General features: G+C 62.4%; 16 protein-coding genes. 12 read left to right on the forward strand and 4 right to left on the reverse strand.

The annotated features are described in order from the left end of the window. Nucleotides 1–4: 4 nt before the first annotated feature. Nucleotides 5–385 carry a RidA family protein gene (locus CK215_RS16545; protein ID WP_095779525.1) on the forward strand — a complete coding sequence of 127 codons (381 nt, stop codon included), beginning with the start codon at nucleotides 5–7 and terminating at the stop codon, nucleotides 383–385. Between the two features lie 113 nt (nucleotides 386–498). Here the strand turns inward: CK215_RS16545 and nanR are convergent, their stop codons facing one another. After that, nucleotides 499–1212 (reverse strand): transcriptional regulator NanR, encoded by a 714-nt coding sequence (gene nanR / locus CK215_RS16550; RefSeq protein WP_095779524.1) that lies wholly within the window; start codon nucleotides 1210–1212, stop codon nucleotides 499–501. A 182-nt stretch (nucleotides 1213–1394) separates the two neighbouring features. On the opposite strand from nanR, the gene CK215_RS16555 reads away from it, so the two are divergent. The 11 genes from CK215_RS16555 (at nucleotide 1395) to CK215_RS16605 (ending at nucleotide 13310) form a co-directional block, all read left to right on the forward strand. After that, nucleotides 1395–2330, forward strand: coding sequence for a 2-dehydropantoate 2-reductase (locus CK215_RS16555; RefSeq protein WP_095831562.1), 936 nt, complete (start codon nucleotides 1395–1397; stop codon nucleotides 2328–2330). Nucleotides 2331–2366: 36 nt separating this feature from the next. Beyond that, the gene (locus tag CK215_RS16560) at nucleotides 2367–3893 is read left to right on the forward strand and encodes a sugar ABC transporter ATP-binding protein (protein WP_095831563.1); all 1527 of its coding nucleotides are present in this window, start codon (nucleotides 2367–2369) and stop codon (nucleotides 3891–3893) included. Between the two features lie 2 nt (nucleotides 3894–3895). After that, a complete protein-coding gene (locus CK215_RS16565; RefSeq protein WP_245418707.1) occupies nucleotides 3896–4909 on the forward strand; it encodes an ABC transporter permease in 1014 nt (337 codons plus the stop codon). 82 nt (nucleotides 4910–4991) lie between these two features. Beyond that, nucleotides 4992–6011 (forward strand): substrate-binding domain-containing protein, encoded by a 1020-nt coding sequence (locus CK215_RS16570; protein WP_095779522.1) that lies wholly within the window; start codon nucleotides 4992–4994, stop codon nucleotides 6009–6011. A gap of 99 nt (nucleotides 6012–6110) precedes the next feature. Beyond that, nucleotides 6111–7331: a cytochrome P450 gene (locus CK215_RS16575; protein ID WP_095831564.1), complete on the forward strand. Its 1221-nt coding sequence runs from the start codon at nucleotides 6111–6113 to the stop codon at nucleotides 7329–7331. Continuing rightward, nucleotides 7328–8143 carry an MBL fold metallo-hydrolase gene (locus CK215_RS16580; protein ID WP_095831565.1) on the forward strand — a complete coding sequence of 272 codons (816 nt, stop codon included), beginning with the start codon at nucleotides 7328–7330 and terminating at the stop codon, nucleotides 8141–8143. The genes CK215_RS16575 and CK215_RS16580 overlap by 4 nt, the downstream gene beginning before the upstream one ends. Then, nucleotides 8140–9162: a zinc-binding alcohol dehydrogenase family protein gene (locus tag CK215_RS16585; RefSeq protein ID WP_245418708.1), complete on the forward strand. Its 1023-nt coding sequence runs from the start codon at nucleotides 8140–8142 to the stop codon at nucleotides 9160–9162. Before CK215_RS16580 ends, CK215_RS16585 begins: the two co-directional genes overlap by 4 nt. After that, a complete protein-coding gene (locus tag CK215_RS16590; protein WP_095831566.1) occupies nucleotides 9159–10013 on the forward strand; it encodes a fumarylacetoacetate hydrolase family protein in 855 nt (284 codons plus the stop codon). The genes CK215_RS16585 and CK215_RS16590 overlap by 4 nt, the downstream gene beginning before the upstream one ends. A 5-nt stretch (nucleotides 10014–10018) precedes the next feature. Beyond that, a complete protein-coding gene (locus CK215_RS16595) occupies nucleotides 10019–11086 on the forward strand; it encodes a Gfo/Idh/MocA family oxidoreductase (RefSeq protein WP_095831567.1) in 1068 nt (355 codons plus the stop codon). Further along, nucleotides 11083–11421, forward strand: a complete 339-nt coding sequence (locus CK215_RS16600; protein ID WP_095831568.1) for an antibiotic biosynthesis monooxygenase — start codon at nucleotides 11083–11085, stop codon at nucleotides 11419–11421. Before CK215_RS16595 ends, CK215_RS16600 begins: the two co-directional genes overlap by 4 nt. Then, nucleotides 11418–13310 (forward strand): hypothetical protein, encoded by a 1893-nt coding sequence (locus CK215_RS16605; protein ID WP_210201674.1) that lies wholly within the window; start codon nucleotides 11418–11420, stop codon nucleotides 13308–13310. The genes CK215_RS16600 and CK215_RS16605 overlap by 4 nt, the downstream gene beginning before the upstream one ends. 194 nt (nucleotides 13311–13504) lie before the next feature. Here the strand turns inward: CK215_RS16605 and CK215_RS16610 are convergent, their stop codons facing one another. The 3 genes from CK215_RS16610 to dctP are packed head-to-tail and all read right to left on the reverse strand — an operon-like array spanning nucleotide 13505 to nucleotide 17158. After that, nucleotides 13505–14875 carry a TRAP transporter large permease subunit gene (locus CK215_RS16610; RefSeq protein ID WP_066994770.1) on the reverse strand — a complete coding sequence of 457 codons (1371 nt, stop codon included), beginning with the start codon at nucleotides 14873–14875 and terminating at the stop codon, nucleotides 13505–13507. A 3-nt stretch (nucleotides 14876–14878) separates the two neighbouring features. Further along, nucleotides 14879–15979 carry a TRAP transporter small permease subunit gene (locus CK215_RS16615; RefSeq protein WP_095831569.1) on the reverse strand — a complete coding sequence of 367 codons (1101 nt, stop codon included), beginning with the start codon at nucleotides 15977–15979 and terminating at the stop codon, nucleotides 14879–14881. 60 nt (nucleotides 15980–16039) lie between these two features. Next, the gene (gene dctP, locus CK215_RS16620) at nucleotides 16040–17158 is read right to left on the reverse strand and encodes a TRAP transporter substrate-binding protein DctP (RefSeq protein WP_095831570.1); all 1119 of its coding nucleotides are present in this window, start codon (nucleotides 17156–17158) and stop codon (nucleotides 16040–16042) included. Nucleotides 17159–17275: the final 117 nt, after the last annotated feature.

A 17275-nucleotide genomic window follows, 5' to 3' on the forward strand; every position in this document is an offset into this window, starting at 1 on the left:
AACCATGCGCAAAAGTATTTCGGTGAAAGGACTGAGCCACAGGCATCCAGTTCCCAATGCCTGCCGGATCGGCAACATGGTGTTCTCGGGGGCGATTCATGGCGTCAGTCCGACGACGCAGGAATTGCCGGCCGGAATGGCGGCTCAGTCGGCCAATGTGTTCGCCAACATGCGCGCCGTCATCGAGGCCGCCGGCGGCAGCGCGGAGGACATCATCAAGGTGGATATCTATCTCCGCGACAGCAGCGACAGGGTCGCCGTCAATGAAGAATGGCTGCGGATGTTTCCAGATTCCGAGTCGCGTCCGGCCAGGCACATTAGGCCGTTGACACCGGACAGCGCTTCCCTGGTGCAATGCGAATTCGTCGCAGTTGTCGAGCTCTAGATTTGCATCTGCTGTACTCAGCGCTCGCAATTTCTGCGTGAGATCAGTTCAGGTCGATGCATGCCGGCGCCTGCGGGTGAAGTGGTCACCTAAGACGCCGATCCACACAGCTTTCAATCGTGCGTGCGCTGCTGCCAGAAGGTGACGGCAAGCTGCTCGAGATGCGTGCGCATGGCCTGCTCGGCGCGATCGGGATCACGGGCCGCGATGCCGTCATAGATCGCCTTGTGCGCCTCGAACGCCGTCTTTTCCTGCCCCTTTGCCGCAAGGGTCACCGTGCGCTGTTCCTTCAGCCACTCCGAGATCTGGTCGTGCAGCGCGATGAAGACTGGATTGCGCGCCATCTTCGCCAGTTCGAAGTGGAAGGCGATGTCGGTTGAGGTGAAGCGCTCGCGGTCGCCGATCGCTTTCCGGTTGGCTTCGAGCGCAGTCGCCAGCGCCTCGAGGTCCGTGGCCGTCGCGTGCCGGGCGGCCTCGCGCGCCAGCCCAACTTCGAAGAACAGGCGCGCGCCCTGGAAGTAGCGATGTCCCTCCTCGGTCGAAAGCATCTGGCGCACGGCCGGCGCCATGCCAGTGAAGATGTGCGAGGCGGTCGGCATCAGCACCTTGGCCCGCGCGCCGTTGGTGAGTTCGACCAGCCCGGCCTTCTGCAGCGAGATCAGCGCCTCGCGGATGGCGGGCCGGCCGACGCCGAAGCGCGTCTGCAGGTCGCGCTCCGGCGGCAGCTGGTCTCCGGGCTTCAGCTTGCCCGACAGGATCTGCGCCTCGAGATGCGAGGCCACGTGCTCGAAGAGCTTCTTGCGTTCTATAACGAGAGGATCGACCATAGACCTTTCATACCATCATACTTGACAACCATGCAACTGCTTGCAAGGATGACCGGAACATAACCAGACAAGGCCGGATCGGCTAGCGGCTTCGCTCGCCGAAAGCGCGTTTCCACAAGATCCCGGAAACGGCGCCCCGACTTTGCCGAAAACAACCCGTCGTGGGACAGGGAGCGAAAGACATGCGGATCGCCATTCTGGGCGGCGGCGGTGCCATGGGCGGCATTTTCGGCGGCTATCTTGCAAGAGCAGGCAATGACGTGACGCTGATCGACGTCTCGAAGCCGGCGGTGCAAGCGATCAACGACAACGGCCTCACGATCGAGGAGAAGGACGGCTCCCGGCCGGTTATCCGCGTTCCGGCAACAACGGAGCCGTCGAAGGTCGGACCGGTCGACCTGATCATCAACTTCGTCAAATGCTATCACACCGATGCTGCGGTCCGCGCGGCGGCCCCGATGATCGCGGGGGAAACGGCGGTGCTCAGCCTGCAGAACGGCTGGGGTAACGCGCCGCGCATCGCCGGCATTGTGGGCGAAGACAAGGTTCTGGTCGGTCTGACTTACCACGGCGGCACGTTGCTCGGCCCCGGCAGGGTGAAGCATCCCGGCGTCGGGATGACCTATATCGGCGAACTGAGCGGCAAGGCGACACCTCGCCTGGACAAGGTGGTCGAGACCTTCCGTGCCGCGCAGATCGAAACCACCAGGTCCGAGCGCATCCTGGATGAGGTATGGAAGAAGCTGGCGCTGAACGCCTGCACGCTGCCGGTCGCCGGCCTATTGCATCTCATGTCGCACGAACTGGTCGCCTTCGACGGCGCCAAGTCGCTGATGGCGGCAATCCTGAAGGAAGTCGTGGCGGTTGCCAAAGCGCAGGGCATTTCGCTCGATTATGACGAGCGCTGGGCCGCCATAACGGGGTTGCTGGAGAAGGCCGTGGGCGGCAAGGCCTCCATGCTCCAGGACGTCGAGGCGCGGCGCCAGACGGAGATCGAGGTCATCAACGGCGCCATCGTCGACGCCGGCAAGCGCACCGGCGTGGCCACGCCGGTGAATGAAACCATGGTCTGGATGATCCAGGCCAAGCAAGCTCACTACCTTCAGGCCAAGGCATAGCCATGCCGGCCGCACTTGTCAGCGCTTGAGGTCGACATGGCGCCGCGCCTCCACATCTCGCAGCTTTGCAAGACGTTCCCCGGCGTTCGGGCACTCGACGACGTGTCGATATCGGTCGAGCCCGGTGAAATCCGGGCACTGCTTGGCGAGAACGGTGCCGGCAAGTCCACGCTGGGAAAAATCGTTGCCGGCGTCTACAGCCGCACCAGCGGCGAGGTGCGGCTCGACGACGCCGTACTCGGCGACCTCGACGAGAAGGCCGCGGGCGAGCTGGGCATCGGCATCGTCCATCAGGAAGGCTCGCTGGTGCCGCAGCTGTCGGTCGCGGAAAACATCTTTGCCGGCCGTCAGCCGACAAAATGGTTCGGCCAGGTCGATATCCGGCTGATGCGCGAAAGAGCGCACGCTCTCATCGCCCAGCTCGGCGTCGCCATCGATCCGGCAATGAAAGTGGCATTCCTGTCGCCAGCCCAGGCGCAGATCGTCGAGATCGCCAAGGCATTGTCGCGCGAACTGAGGCTGCTGATCCTCGACGAGCCGACGGCGGCGCTGACGCTGACCGAAACCGAAAAGCTCTTCGAGATCGTGCGCCGGCTGGCCAGGGACGGCGTTTCGGTCATCTATGTCTCCCACCGCCTAGCCGAGATCTTCGCGCTCTGCGATTCCGTCACGGTGCTCAAGGACGGGCGGCTCGCCGGTACGCGCAAGGTCGCCGAGACGACGACGGACGAGTTGATACGGCTGATGGTCGGGCGCGAGGTTCATCTCACCCGCGCGGCTTCGGCGCGGCAAGCGGGACCGATCGTTTTTGAAGCCGACGGGGTCTCCGCGCCGCCGCTTGTGCGCTCGGCTTCGATCACCGTGCGCGCCGGTGAGGTTGTCTGTCTTGCCGGGTTGATCGGTTCCGGGCGGAGCGAATTCTGCGAGGCCATTTTTGGCGCCAGGCGCCGCACGGCCGGCGACATCCGGATCGGAGGCGCACCGGTCGACCCTCAGGGCCCGTGGGACGCCAAGCACGCCGGCATCGGCATGGTTCCGGAGGATCGCAAGACGTCGGGTCTCTTCCTCGGGATGGACCTCGTCAACAACATCGCCGCCACTGTGCTTTCGAAGGTCTCGTCCGGCGCCAACTTCTCCAACAGCAAGGCCGAACGGCTCGCAGGCGATTTCGTCAAAGAGCTGCGCATCGCCACCCCCAGCGTGCGCAAGATCGTCGGCGAGCTTTCGGGGGGCAACCAGCAGAAGGTCCTGCTCGCGAAATGGCTGGCCATGGAGCCGCGCCTGCTCATCGTCGACGAGCCGACGCGCGGCGTCGATGTCGGCGCTCGTTCCGAAATTTATCGCCTGCTGCGCGGACTGGCGGAGAAGGGCGTGGCGCTGCTCGTCGTCTCGTCCGAGCTGCCCGAGGTGCTGGCGCTTGCGGACCGGATCGTCGTGATGGCCGAGGGCCGCACGGTCGGGGAACTGCCGGGCGAGGGGGCGACCGAAGAGCAGGTGTTGCGGCTGGCGACCCGGTTCACGTCGTCGGTCGCGAACGTACGCGAGGAAGCGGTTGGAGCATGAGCGTGGCACAGATATCCGAGAACGAAGCGCAGGCCCCGGTCGAACAGCGCGAGGCCCTGCCGCTGCGCATTGTGCGCCGCCTGGCCAACTCGCGTGAGCTGACATTGTTCGTGCTCGTCGTGCTGCTCGCGCTGGCGATGACCATCGTCTATCCGCACAACTTTCCTACCGGGCCCAACATGCGCGCCGTGCTGCTCAATCTGGCACCCGTCGGCATTCTCGTCTGCGGCATGATGCTGCTGATGATCGCCGGCACATTCGACCTGTCCGTCGGATCGACGCTCGCGCTTTCCGGGGTCTGGGCAGGTGTAGTTGCCGGCTGGTGGGGCTGGCCGGCAGAGGCAGCTCTTCTCGTCGGCGTTCTGGTTGGTGCGGTTGCCGGCTTGATCAACGGGCTGATCGTCACGCGCATCGGCATCAACGCGCTGATCGCGACGCTCGGCACGCTCACCATCTATCGCAGCCTGACCTATGTGACGGCCGGAACGGGCGTCACGCCGATCTCCGACAGCTTCGCCGAATATGGCCGCGCCGCCGATCCGATCCTGCGCATCCAGTCGCCGTTCTGGGCGATGCTGATCCTCGTGCTGGTCGGCGGCTGGCTGGTCGCGCGCACCCGCTTCTTCCGCCAGTTCTATTTCGTCGGCGGCAACCCGCGCGCGGCCCAACTGTCCGGCATCCGCGTCGACAGGCTGATCCTCATCGGCTTCATCACAATGGGTGCGCTGGCAGGCATCGCCGGTGTGCTCGGGGCGGCGCGGCTCAACAGCGCTGTTGTCAATGCCGGCGTCGGCATCGAACTCAAGGTCATCACCGCAACGGTCCTTGGCGGCGCCAGCCTCAAGGGCGGCGAGGGCACCGTTCTGGGCGGCATTCTCGGCGTGCTTTTCATAGCGCTGATCGAGAACGCCATGATCATCAACGCGGTTGGCGTTTTCTGGCAGGGACTGGTCGTGGGGCTTGTCCTGCTGTTCGCCGTTTCGCTCGACCGCTTCAAGACCGCGGGCCGCGGCTAGGCCGGCGGGAACCGAGGGGAATCCGGCAAGGCCGGTGGACTGCAAAAAACTGGGAACAGAACCCAATCAGGAGGAAACGGGAATGCGCTTTATGATGAAATCGACATTGGTCGCCTTGGGGATAACGGCGCTCGCGGCAGCCGTGACGGCACCGGCGCGCGCGCAGGAATCGTCTTTCGGCCCAGCCGACGCGAAGGAAACCTATTACTGGATCTCCAACAAGGCCAACCTGCCGCTCTTCGTGCAATACGACTATGTCGGCATGAAGAAGATCGCCGAGGAGCTCGGCGTCAAGGTGGTTGTGGCCGGCCCGACCGATTTCGACCTGCCAGGCTTCATCGCCGCGGTCGATCAGGTCTGCGCCCAGAAGCCGAACGGCGTGTCCGTGGTGGGCGGCTGGGATCCGTCGCTGACGGAATCGGTCAAGAAGTGCCTGGAGCAGGGCGTCCCCACCGTCGTCGATGACGGCGACCTGCCGGACTCCGGACGTCTCGCCTACATCGGCACGAACTGGACGCAGGTCGGTGTCGCTCAGGCCAAGAAGATGATGGAGAAGCTGCCCAATGGCGGCAAGCTGGCCATGATGTCGATCATCAACGCCGGTAACATGCGGGAGGCAGTCGCCGGCTTCAAGGCCTATATCGAGGCCAATGGCGGCGGCAAATACAACATCGTCTCCAACGAGGACGACGGCGGCGATGCGCAGAAGGCGGCGCAGGTGACGGCCGCGATCCTCGCTGCCCATCCCGACATCGCCGGCTTAGCGGGCTTCGATTCGGAGTCGGGCGCCGGCATCGTGACCGCGTTGCGTGAGGCCGGCAAGAATCCGGGCGACATCAAGGTGACGGCGATGGAGCAGACGCCGGACTTCTTCAAGACCGCCAAGGAAGGCTGGGTCGACGGCATAGTGGTGCAGAACCGCGAACTGTTCATCTACTACGCGGTCAAGATCCTGCACGACTACAACCACAACGGACTGAAGTCCGCCGGCCTAGGCGCCAGCGACGGTGGCCGCCCGGTTCCGGACACGCTCGACACCGGCGTGCTGCTCGTCACCAAGGACAATGTCGACAAGGTGACGGCCGCGCTCGGCGTCAAGTAATCGACCACCACCCTGAGGGCTCTGCCCTCTCGCCTCCGGCGTTTCATTCCTTGGCCGCCGGAGGCAGCATCGAAGCCAGCCAACCCAGAAGTCGCGCCCATGGCCGCAATGGTGACAACGGACGAACCGAGCATCCCGGACGAGGTGGACATCCACGATCCGGCGTTCGTTGCCGATCCATTCGCGGCTTTCGAGCATTTGCGCCGAGAATGTCCGGTAGCACGCTCGAACAAATACGGGGGCTTTTGGTTGCTGAGCCGCTACGACGATGTACGGAGCGCCGCAATCAATTGGCGCGACTACACGTCCAGCGTTCCCGGCGTGACGGCCATTCCCGTGATCACGCCGCGGACCGAACCTCAACTGCCGATCGAAATCGATCCGCCCCGGCATTCGCGTTATCGCGCCCTGGTCAACCCGGTCTTCGCGCCGCAGCGAATTGCCGCGATCACACCTCGCGTAAAAATGCTGGCCCGGTCGCTCTTCGAAAAGATGACCGCTGCGGGAAAGGCCGAAGCCGTTGCCGAATTCTGCGTGCCGGTTGCGATCACGTCGCTCGCGGCCTTCACCGACGTGCCGCTGCAAGACTCGGACAAGTGGGTCGGCTGGATCACCAGCATGTTCAACGTGAAGGACCCGAGCGCTGGAGCGACGGCAAGCCGCGAACTCAACACCTATATCGAGACCCTCATTGCCGCGCGACGCGCCAAGCCGACGGGCGATTTCGTCAGCATGCTGATAACGGCCGAGATTGACGGCGAAAGGCTCGACGACATTCAGATCCGCTCGTTCATGACGGTCGTGTTCGGCGCGGGTTTCGAGACCACGGCGGACGCCCTTTCGGTCATGCTGCACTGGCTGGCCGAGCATCCGGAGGCACTGGATCGGCTTGCAAGCGAACCGGAGCTTGTTCCGACCGCGGTGGAGGAGTTCCTGCGCTATTCCTCGCCGATCGAGATTTTCGGCCGCAATGCCTCGCATGATCTGTGCCTGCACGGTCGCGATATAAGGCGGGGCGACATTGTGGCCCTTGGTTTCGGCGCGGCGAACCGGGACCCGTCGGTATTCGATGCGCCGGACGAGATGCGCCTCGATCGCAGTCCCAACAAGCATCTCACCTTCGGAGCCGGCCCGCATCTGTGCGCCGGCGCCGGCGTGGCGCGCATGGAAATGGCGGTGACGCTCGAAACGCTGATCGAGACCGGCGCAAGGCTCGCACCGGGATCGGAGCAAGAGCTTCGCTGGAAGACACGCGGCGACCGGCGCGGGCTCGCTCGACTGCCGCTCACAATCGACACGAGAAAGACGAACCGAAGATGACGCTTCAACCCACCACCCGCATCCGCTTCCACGGCGTGGCCGCCTACGAGATCGTGACGAGCAACGGGCTGCGCATCCTTTGCGACCCGTTCCTCGACCAGAATCCTGGAGCCGCGATCAAACCCACCGACTTCGACCATGTCGATCTGGTGATCGTCAGCCATGCGGCGTTCGATCATCTCGGCGATACCGACAAGATCGCCGCCGCGTACGGCTGTCCGGTTGTCTGCGGCGGCGAGGTGAAGGCCTGGCTGATGGATCGCGGCATCCCGGCCAGCCAGATCCGCGCGACGACCTGGGGCATCCGGGTCAAGGTGGCCGGCATTGAGATCCAGCCGCTGGAGTGCCATCACTGGTCGCAGATCAGGCTGATGGACAACTCCTTCATCTCCGGCGTGCCGATGGCCTTCATCGTCTATGCCGACGGGCTGCGCTTCTATCACTATGGCGATACCGCCATTTTCTCCGACCTGAAACTGCAGGGCGAACTGTATAAACCCAATGTCGGCTGCATCGGCATCGCCAATCCGCAGGAGATCCTGCATCTCAATCCGATGCCGGGAGAAATGCTGACGGGCGAGATGAGTCCCTATGAAGGTGTGCTGGCGACGCAGTGGCTCAGACTCGAGACTGTCCTGCCGTGCCACTACATCACGCTCGATGGCGACAAGGACGTCGCCGCCTACATGGAACATCACGGCGCGGCCAGGGCTCGCGGCGAGGCCATTGCCGATCCCTATCTGCTGCGGGCCGGCGACTGGATCGAATTCGATGCCGATGGCAGGGTCGTGCGCCCCGCAAAGGCGGCATGATGCGGGCCGCCATTTTCGACCAGCCGCAGTCGATCCGCATCGCCGATGCGCCGAAGCCCGTTCCTGGGCCGGGCGAAGTGCTGGTGCGCGTCAGGGCCGCGGGCCTTTGCGCCGGTGATCTCTATATCTATACCGGCAAGAACCCCTATGTGACCTATCCTCGGATAGGCTGTCACGAAATCGCCGGCAGGGTCGAGGCTTACGGGCCAGGAGCGGCCGGTCCGAAGGTCGGGACGCGTGTCGTCGTCGACCCCTTCATCGGTTGCGGCCATTGCTATCCCTGTAGGATCGGCAAACGCAATTGCTGCGCCAATCTCACCATCATCGGGGTGCATCGCGAAGGCGGCTTTGCTGAATTCGTCACCGCGCCCGCGGACAATCTGAACGTCGTGCCGGAGGGGCTCTCCGACTTTGAGGCGGCGTTCGCCGAGCCCGTCGCGATCGGCGTGCAGGGCTGCCGGCGCGGCATGGTCACGGGCGAGGACACGGTCCTCGTCCTTGGCGCGGGTCCGATCGGGCTGGCGATCGTCGAGGTCGCGCGGGCCCATGGCGCAAAGGTCTATGCCACGGATCTGTCGGCGGAGCGGCTGTCCACCGCCGCCGATCTGGGCGCAATCCCTGTGGCCGGCGGTGAAGGGCTGCTTGAACGGGTGACGGAGATCACGAACGGCGAAGGCATGCCCGTGGTGCTGGAGGCTACGGGGGCGGCGCCGGCGATGGAGCAGACCATCGATCTCGTTGCCGCGGGCGGCCGCGTCGTCATTCTCGGTCTCGTCAAGAAAGGACAAGGCATCACGCTGCCCGGGCTGGATTTCACCCGCAAGGAGGTCACCATCCTCGGTTCGCGCGCGTCCGTCGATTGCTTTCCCGAGGCGCTCGACCTGCTTGCGTCGGGCAAGATCCATTACCCCAAAATCGCCAGCAGCTTTGCGCTGTCCGAGGCGCCCGCCGTCTTCAAAACACTCGCTGACAATCCGATGGCCCTGCACAAGGCCGTCTTCATCCCGGAGGCCGCATGAAATTCGTCACTTTCTCTCACAGGCAGGCCGGGCATCGCCAGCACGCCGGCATTCTGGACGGCGAGCAGGTCGCCTGCCTGACCGAAGCAGGACTGGCAGCGTCGGTGCTCGAGGTCGTGCAAGGCGGCGGGGCGGCGCTGGAGAAAGTCCGCGCGGGACTTGCCAAGGCGCCGCGCTATGCGCTTGCCGATACTATCCTCGAAGCGCCTATTCGTCCCGGCAAAGTGCTCTGCTCCGGCATCAACTACAAAGGTCATGCCGAGGAAAACCCGAATGCCAAGATGCCGACCGAGCCGTTCTTTTTCGCCAAGCTGCCGTCATCGGTGGTCGGGCCCGATGTGCGGGTCGAAAAGCCGGTCCGGACGGAGCAGATGGATTATGAGGTCGAATTCACGGCCGTGATCGGCAAACATCTGCACAAGGCTTCCGAAGCCGACGTGATGCCGGCGATCTTCGGCTATACGCTGCTCAACGACATCTCGGCCCGCGACGTCCAATTCAAGGACAACCAGATCACCATCGGCAAGAATTTCGCGGGCTTCGCACCGATAGGCCCATGCATCGTCACCACTGATGAACTGACCAGGCCCGACGACGTGACGCTCAAGACAAGGCTGAACGGCAAGCTTTTGCAGAACGGCAGCACGTCGGACTGGCTGTTCCCGCTGCCGCGGCTGATATCCTTCCTTTCGCACTACGTGCCGCTGGAACCAGGCGACCTCGTCTCGACCGGAACGCCGGCGGGCGTCGGCGCCTTCCAGAAGCCGCAGATATTCATGAAGGCTGGCGACGTCGTGGAAATCGAGGCCGCCGGCATCGGTGTGCTTAGAACCCCCATCGTGGCCGGATAGAGGGCATGGACCGGTCCCTGCGCATCGGCGTGATCGGCTGCGGCTTCTTCGCGCAGAACCATTTGCATTCCTGGAGCGACCTCGCCGAAAAGGGCGCCCAGCTTGCCGCCGTCTGCGACGTGAATGCCGCCAAGGCGCGCGCCGCCGGCGAGACATTCCGTGTGCCGTATTATTCGGACGCCGCAAAGATGCTCGAGGCTGAGCGCCTCGACGTGGCCGATATCGTGACACGCCACGACACGCACCGGCCGTTGGCGGAAATGGCGCTCGCGCACGGCGTGGCCACAATCGTGCAGAAGCCCTTCGCATCGACATGGGAAGATTGCATCGCGATCGTCGAAGCTGCGCAGAAGGCAAATGCGTGGCTTGCCGTGCATGAGAACTTTCGGTTTCAGGGGCCGATGCGCGCCGTCCGCAAGGTAATCGACAGCGGCGCGATCGGAACACCGAACTGGGCAAGGATTCGCTTCAGGACCGGCTTCGACGTCTACAAGACCCAGCCCTATTTCTATGACGAGGAGCGGCTCGCGATTGCCGATGTCGGTATCCACATGCTGGACCTGTCCCGCTTCTTCCTCGGCGAGGTCGAGCACATCTCCTGCGAAAAACAGAAGCGCAATCCACGCATCCGCGCTGAGGACACGGCGACCATGCTGCTCAGGCATCAAAGCGGCGCGGTGTCGGTCGTGGAATGCACCTACGAGTCGCGCCGATTGCCGGATCATTTCCCTGAAACGCTGCTCGTCATCGAAGGTCCGAGGGGAGCCATTTCGCTCGATGCCGGTTGCAGCATGACGGTGACCAGCGACGGCGCGACGTGGACCGAAGACGCAAGCTCGCCGCTCCTGTCCTGGACCGCTTATCCCTGGCATGTCGCCCAGCAAGGCGTGATCGGTGCATGCGGCCATTTCCTCGACAGCCTGCAGCGCGGCGTTCCGCCCGAAACCAGCGGTGAGGACAATCTCAAGACATACGCGTTGGTCGATGCCGCCTATCGCGCCGCCAGCGAACGGCGCGCGGTCGAACCTAAGCGTTGGAACCATGGCTTAGCCAATGGCGGAGAGCGGCCATGAGCATTTCGCCTGCCGAAGCGGCCTTTGCCCTCACCGTCGTTTTCGATCTTGTCGAAGGGACCTTTCCCGAATTCTACCGGCTCGTTTCGCAGAACGCGTCTCTGTCGGTGGAACTCGAGCCGGGATGTCTGCGCTTCGATGTGCTGACGCCGTTAGGCACGCAAAAGCCGTCCCAGATATTCCTGTACGAGATCTATCGCGATCGGGCTGCCTTCGACCTGCACCTCGCTTCGGCTCACTATCTGAGCTTCGATGCCAACACGCGTGACATGGTGAGCCGCAAGACTGTCGTCACCTACAGGGTGGACGAGAATTCCAAGCAGGCGGTGGCATGACCGCCAATGCCGATCTCCTTGCGCTTTACGGCACCGACGAGCCGCTTCCGCAACGGAAGCTTCTTGCCGCCGGACCGCTGACCGCCGTTCTCGAGGACGGCAATCTGCGGACGATCTGTTTTGCCGGCGTGGAGGTGGTTCGGGCGATCAACTATCTTGCGCGCGATGCGTCCTGGGGGACTTACAAGGCCGAGCTTTCCAACATGCGAATTTCCGAGGACGGCACGTCGTTCGAGCTTCGCTATGACGGACTCTGCGCCGGCCCGCAGGGACGTTTCGCCTATCGCATGAAGATTCGTGGCGACGCGTCGGGCGAGCTGACCTTGCAAGCGGATGGCGTGGCGCTCACCGATTTTCCTACCAACCGCACCGGTTTCGTGGTGCTTCATCCTTCAGAGGCGGCGGGCAAAAGGCTGACCATCCGGCATAGCGACGGAAGCATCGAGGAGACGACATTTCCCAAATTGATCAGCCCGGACCAGCCTGCCTTCGACATTTCAGCGCTGACGCACGAGCCAGCACCCGGCTTGGTCTGCGCCGTCGCCATGGAAGGCGATGCCTTCGAGATGGAGGACCAGCGCAACTGGACGGACGCCTCGTTCAAGACTTATGTGCGGCCGCTCTCAAAGCCCCGACCTTATGTCATCGGCAAAGGTGTGAAGGACATACAGCGCGTCACGGTTTCCGTGCACGCCGAGACATCGGCGCCTGGACCGGCCGTCAGCAGTCCAGCAACTCTGACCCTTGGCGGACCTGCCGGGCGGATGCCGTCGATAGCGCTGTTCGTCGATCCCGACCAACTGCCGGCAGCCATCGTCGGCGCGGCTTCGCTTGGCCCGGTGCCGGAGATCATACTGCGCTTCGACAGCGCGCGCGGGCATGATCGGCGCGTGCTGGAAAAGGCAGCCGAGCTTGCGAGCGCGCTTGGCGCCCGGCTGGCGCTCGAGGCGATCTTTGATGCGATCCACCCCGGGGCCGAGGCCCAGACCCTTGCAGCTATGGTTCGCTTGGCGGGCGTCGAACCGAGCGCCATTCTGGTTTCACCACGGCGCGAATTCAAGACACGCCCCTCGAACCATTTGCCGAACGGTGAGCGATCGATTGACGAGATCGTGCAGGCATTGCGGGCTGTCGGTCTCGCTTGCCCGATAGGGGCTGGTACGCCCTCCCTATTCACCGAATTCAACCGCAACCCGCCGACCGGCAATGCGGATTTCGTCTTCTTCGGCAACAGCGCCATCGTGCATGCCGCCGATGAGCAGTCGGTCATGGAAACCCTGACCGTTTATCCTGCAGTCATGGAGACAGCACGGCAATTGTGTCCCGGAAAGCCGATCTGGCTTGGGCCTTGCACGATCGGCTTGCGGCACAATCCCTATGGTGAGGCGGTCGCAGCCAATCCCGGAAATAACCGGGTGCCCGCCGCCGGCACCGACCCGCGTCAGCGGGCATTGTTCGGTGCCGCCTTTGCCGTCGGCGTCGCGGCCCGGGCCGCTGAGACAGCCGCCGAGCAGTTGATATTGGCAGAACCGACTGGCCCCTTCGGTCTCTTGAACGAGGACGGCTCCCGACGACCTTTGCAAGCCGTCCATGCCCAAATCGCTGAGGCCGCCGGCGTCGAACGCTATGGGATTTCGAGTGATTGGCCAGGCGTGGCAGCGATTGCCTTTCGCCTCGGCAACACGATCCGCGTGCTGGCGGCCAACCTGACCCCCGTGCCGATCGATATAGCGCTATCCTCGGGTGCTAAACTGCTCTGCGTTGCAAATGAGGACACGAAGCCGGCGGGGTCCCCGCTGACCACCCACTCATTGGGGCCGTACAACTCTGTCGCTCTTCAGTTTGTCCAGACACCAAGTCGACCAGACGGCAGGACCAGGAAAAGCTGAACGTCAAGATACGCAATCGAAAGCGGGATGTCTCGTTTCCCAGCTATTTGCGCGGGCGGGATGATGGCGCCCGGCAGGAGCATGGAGTGCGCGGACAGGCCTCAAGATCAGCAGCTTCTGCAGGCGAGCGGCGCCTCTGAAGCGCTGAACCTTCGATTTTTGCGTCGGCGTCGAACCGCCAAAGACGTGTGCGGTCAACCGCCTCCGTACATGAGCTTCGGCAGCCAAATGACGATCGAGGGGAACACGATGCACAACCCTACTCCGATCGCCTGCAGGAATAAGAAGGGAACGGCGGATCGGAAGATCGTCGCCATCGATATCTCCGGTGGCGCGACACTCTTCAAGTAAAACAGTGAATAGCCGAACGGTGGGCTCAGGAACGCCATCTGCATGTTGACCATGAAAATGACGCCATACCACAGCGGCACGTCTTCAGGAGCCACACCGGCTAAGCCGAACGTACCGCCGAATTCGAGGGACTTAAGGATGGGCAGAAATATCGGTACGGTGAGAAGGAGAATGCCCACCCAGTCCAGAAACATGCCCAGGACGAACAGGATGATCATCATCAGAACAAGAATGCCGTAAGGCGCGAATCCAGTTCCGAGAATGGATTCGGCAACGAAGTTCTGCCCGCCCTTCAGGATGAAGAAGCCGACGAACATGGTGGCTCCGAAGAATATCCACATCACCATCGCAGTCGCCTTGAGGGTCGCCACGCCGGCTTCCCGGATCGTGTCCCAAGTCAAGCGGCGATGGGCGGCGCAGACGATGAAAGCACCGAATGTGCCGATGCCGGCGGCTTCAACAGGCGTTGCTATGCCAAGGAAGATGACCCCGAGCACAAGCAGGATGAGCAGAATGGGCATGAACGTGCGGCGCAGAAGCCTCAGCTTTTCCCCAAAGCCGATGCGCTCGCTCGGCGGCAAAGCCGGGCCGAGCTTGGGGTTGATGTAGCAGCGCGCCGTGACGTAGACGACATACATCCCCGACAGCAGCAGCCCTGGGAATACCGACCCGATCAAAAGCTCGCCTAACGACTGTTGCGCGACGACGGCGTAGACGATCGCCATCACCGAAGGCGGTATGAGGATGCCAAGCGTTCCTCCGGCGAGCAGCGAGCCGCAGGCGAGCTTTGCGTCGTAGTTGCGGCGGAGCATCGCTGGCAGAGCGATCATGCCCATTGTCACTTCCGTCGCACCGACGACCCCAACCATTGCTGCGAGCAGGGTGCACGAGATTATGGTGGCCGAGGCAAGTCCGCCTTTCAGCCCACCCAGCCATTTATAGACGACGTCAAACAGCTCCTCGATGATCCCCGCTTTCTGAAGGATCGCGGCCATGAAGATAAACAGCGGCACCGCCGAGAGCTGATAATCCGTCATGAAGGGAAAAATCCGCGACGGCAGCATGTTCAGCATGGCCGCATTACCGAATAAGAAGAGGAAGAGAACGGCGAGGCTGCCCGTGCAGAAGGCCATTGGCAGCCCGAGCAATAAAAGCACGCCCAGTCCGCCGAACATCAGGATGCTCAGCCACAGGATTGGAAGCTCGAGACCCATGGCTTAGCGGAGCCTTCTTGTTGCGGTCGCGATGTCACGCATCAGGCGAGACACGCCTTGAAGCAGCAGCAGCGCGGCGCCAACAGGAATCGCCAGCTTCACCGGCCAATATTGAATACCCCACTCGGTGAAAGAACTCTCGCCCACCGCCATCGCGTCACTGGCAAAACGCCAGCCGGCAACGAGCATTGTACCCACGAACAGGAAAAAGAATGCCGAGGTGATGATATCGCAGATCGCCCGGCCACGTTCGGAGAGGTGGCTGTACACGATGTCGACCCTGACATGGGTCTCATCGCGATAGGCATAGGCCCCAGCCAGCATGTATTGCATGCCGAACATCAGAAACATGCTCTCGTGCACCCAGTTGGTCGGGGAGTTGAAAACGAAGCGGGCGACCACCTCGTAATAGTACGCCATGACCGCGAGGACCGACCAATAGGCGACGAACTCGCCTGTCACTCTTACAAGCCAGTCGACCGGCCTAAATGGCGCAAGAGGCTGTTTGACGGGCGTCGCGGGCACATCGACGACGATCTCATGGTGGGTTGCGGCGCGCCCAGTCTCACGGGCGCGGGCGCGCCGCACAAGACCGGGTATGAGAAGGGCGTCGACGACGATAATGAGACCGAGCAGAAGTCCCGCAATCCGGCTGATGCTGCTGTCCCACTCGAGCCCGTGAACGGCCGCCGTCAGATTGTTGCGCGCCGCCGCGGCCTCAGCCTCAGCTTTTGCAAGTCGATCGGCAGCCCCCTGCTTGTTGGCTGCCATATCTGCCTTGGCACGCGGCAACAGTCTCTCGGCGTGCTCGCTCTGGGATCGCGCGAGTGAAACTGCCTCGCGTCCATCGCGCACCTGGGTGCTTGTCCAAAGTACCGCGATGAAGAACGGGATAAAAATGAATCCCCACCTGCTCTTCAGATAGAAGCGGTGCATGCCGAGGAAGCCGGCTGTGACCAGGAACAGATAGGCAAGAAACAGGTTTGGACGGCCGGGATCACGTTGTGCCCGTTCTCGATGGACAAAATGAACGGCGGCCAGCGGAAAGACCGCGAGGGTTAACCAGTAGAGCCAGTGCGGCAGCACAAATGTTAGGGAAGGCATCGGCGAACGCCTGCTGCAGGAGAGAGCGCCCGTCCGGCTCAGGACGGGCGAAAAGAGGGTTCACAGTTTGATGGTCAGCCCCTGGTACATGTCCGGAGTGACATAACCGACTGTCGGGTTCTCCATGACCTCGAGCTGCAACTTGAAGATGCGCGCTGCGTCCTTGTCCTTGTTGGCCCACTCGAACCAGATGGGCACCGCAATTTCCTGGAACTTCTGGAGGTCCTCCGGTCCAAGCCGATTGATTTCAATGCCGGCATCAAGGAATTTTTGCCAAGCCTCCATGTCGGCCTTCTGGATCGAGCCGAAATGGGCATTGGAATAGACTTGGATCTCGTCTTCCACGAACTTCTTGAGGTTGTCCGGGAGTTGGTTCCAGACATTCATGTTGACGGCAAAGTCCATCAGGTCGACGGGCTGGTATACGGACATCAGACCGGCTGGACCCATGGAAATGTACTTGGTCACCTGCTGGAAACCGAGGGCCCAGTTTACGGCCGGACCGGTGTAGTCGGCGGCATCGATCGTGCCCTTTTCCAGCGCGGAGAACACCTCGCCGCCCGGCAGCAACGTCGTCTTGGCACCGGCTTTCGCGAAGGTTTCGGCGATCATGCCGCCCGGTACGCGCAGTTTCAGATCCCTAAAATCCTCGATTGAGCGGATCGGTGTCTTTGAGTGGATGATGTTCGGGCCGTGATGAATGCGGTTGACGTAGTAAAGGCCTTGTTTCGCATAAAGGTCGCGCGCGGCCTGCAGACCACCTTTTGAATAGAAAAAGATATCCCATTCGTGCGGATAGCGTAGCCCCAACGTGTAAGAGGACAGGAACGCCGTAGCGGGAAGCTTGCCGGCCCAATAAAGTGAAAACGAGTTCATCGCTTCCAGAACCCCGTTCTTCACCCCGTCGAGGAGTTCGAAGTCACCAACGATATCCTTTGCCTTGAACGGCTGAAATTCGAGTTGGCTTCCGGTTTTTTCCTTGATGGTGCCACACCAGTTTTGGAAGGTTTCAAGTCCGACACCCGCCGGCCACGAGGTTTGGATTTTCCAGGTGATTGCGTCTGCGGCTCCGGCCCTTCGAACCCAGGGCGCGGTGACCGCCGTCGCCGTTAGCCCAGCGACAAGTCCACTCGTCTTCAAAAATTTTCGCCTTGATTGGGAACGCGATTCTCCGTCCATTGCTTTCCTCCCTGTTCGGCAAGCGGGCAAATGATGGGCCCGTCGCCGGCCTCAAATCGCAAAATCAATGACGCAAAGGATGTCCCGTTCTTATGGGACCAGAGCTGCCTCCTTTTT

Source organism: Mesorhizobium sp. WSM3864 (genome assembly GCF_002294955.1).
In the GTDB taxonomy this organism is placed as follows: Bacteria; Pseudomonadota; Alphaproteobacteria; order Rhizobiales; family Rhizobiaceae; genus Mesorhizobium.

Coding starts and splice junctions, on each gene's coding strand:
- CK215_RS16545 (WP_095779525.1), top strand. CDS start 5: ATGCGCAAAAGTATTTCGGTGAAAGGACTGAGCCACAGGCATCCAGTT.
- nanR (WP_095779524.1), bottom strand. CDS start 1,212: ATGGTCGATCCTCTCGTTATAGAACGCAAGAAGCTCTTCGAGCACGTG.
- CK215_RS16555 (WP_095831562.1), top strand. CDS start 1,395: ATGCGGATCGCCATTCTGGGCGGCGGCGGTGCCATGGGCGGCATTTTC.
- CK215_RS16560 (WP_095831563.1), top strand. CDS start 2,367: ATGGCGCCGCGCCTCCACATCTCGCAGCTTTGCAAGACGTTCCCCGGC.
- CK215_RS16570 (WP_095779522.1), top strand. CDS start 4,992: ATGCGCTTTATGATGAAATCGACATTGGTCGCCTTGGGGATAACGGCG.
- CK215_RS16575 (WP_095831564.1), top strand. CDS start 6,111: ATGGCCGCAATGGTGACAACGGACGAACCGAGCATCCCGGACGAGGTG.
- CK215_RS16580 (WP_095831565.1), top strand. CDS start 7,328: ATGACGCTTCAACCCACCACCCGCATCCGCTTCCACGGCGTGGCCGCC.
- CK215_RS16585 (WP_245418708.1), top strand. CDS start 8,140: ATGATGCGGGCCGCCATTTTCGACCAGCCGCAGTCGATCCGCATCGCC.
- CK215_RS16590 (WP_095831566.1), top strand. CDS start 9,159: ATGAAATTCGTCACTTTCTCTCACAGGCAGGCCGGGCATCGCCAGCAC.
- CK215_RS16595 (WP_095831567.1), top strand. CDS start 10,019: ATGGACCGGTCCCTGCGCATCGGCGTGATCGGCTGCGGCTTCTTCGCG.
- CK215_RS16600 (WP_095831568.1), top strand. CDS start 11,083: ATGAGCATTTCGCCTGCCGAAGCGGCCTTTGCCCTCACCGTCGTTTTC.
- CK215_RS16605 (WP_210201674.1), top strand. CDS start 11,418: ATGACCGCCAATGCCGATCTCCTTGCGCTTTACGGCACCGACGAGCCG.
- CK215_RS16610 (WP_066994770.1), bottom strand. CDS start 14,875: ATGGGTCTCGAGCTTCCAATCCTGTGGCTGAGCATCCTGATGTTCGGC.
- CK215_RS16615 (WP_095831569.1), bottom strand. CDS start 15,979: ATGCCTTCCCTAACATTTGTGCTGCCGCACTGGCTCTACTGGTTAACC.
- dctP (WP_095831570.1), bottom strand. CDS start 17,158: ATGGACGGAGAATCGCGTTCCCAATCAAGGCGAAAATTTTTGAAGACG.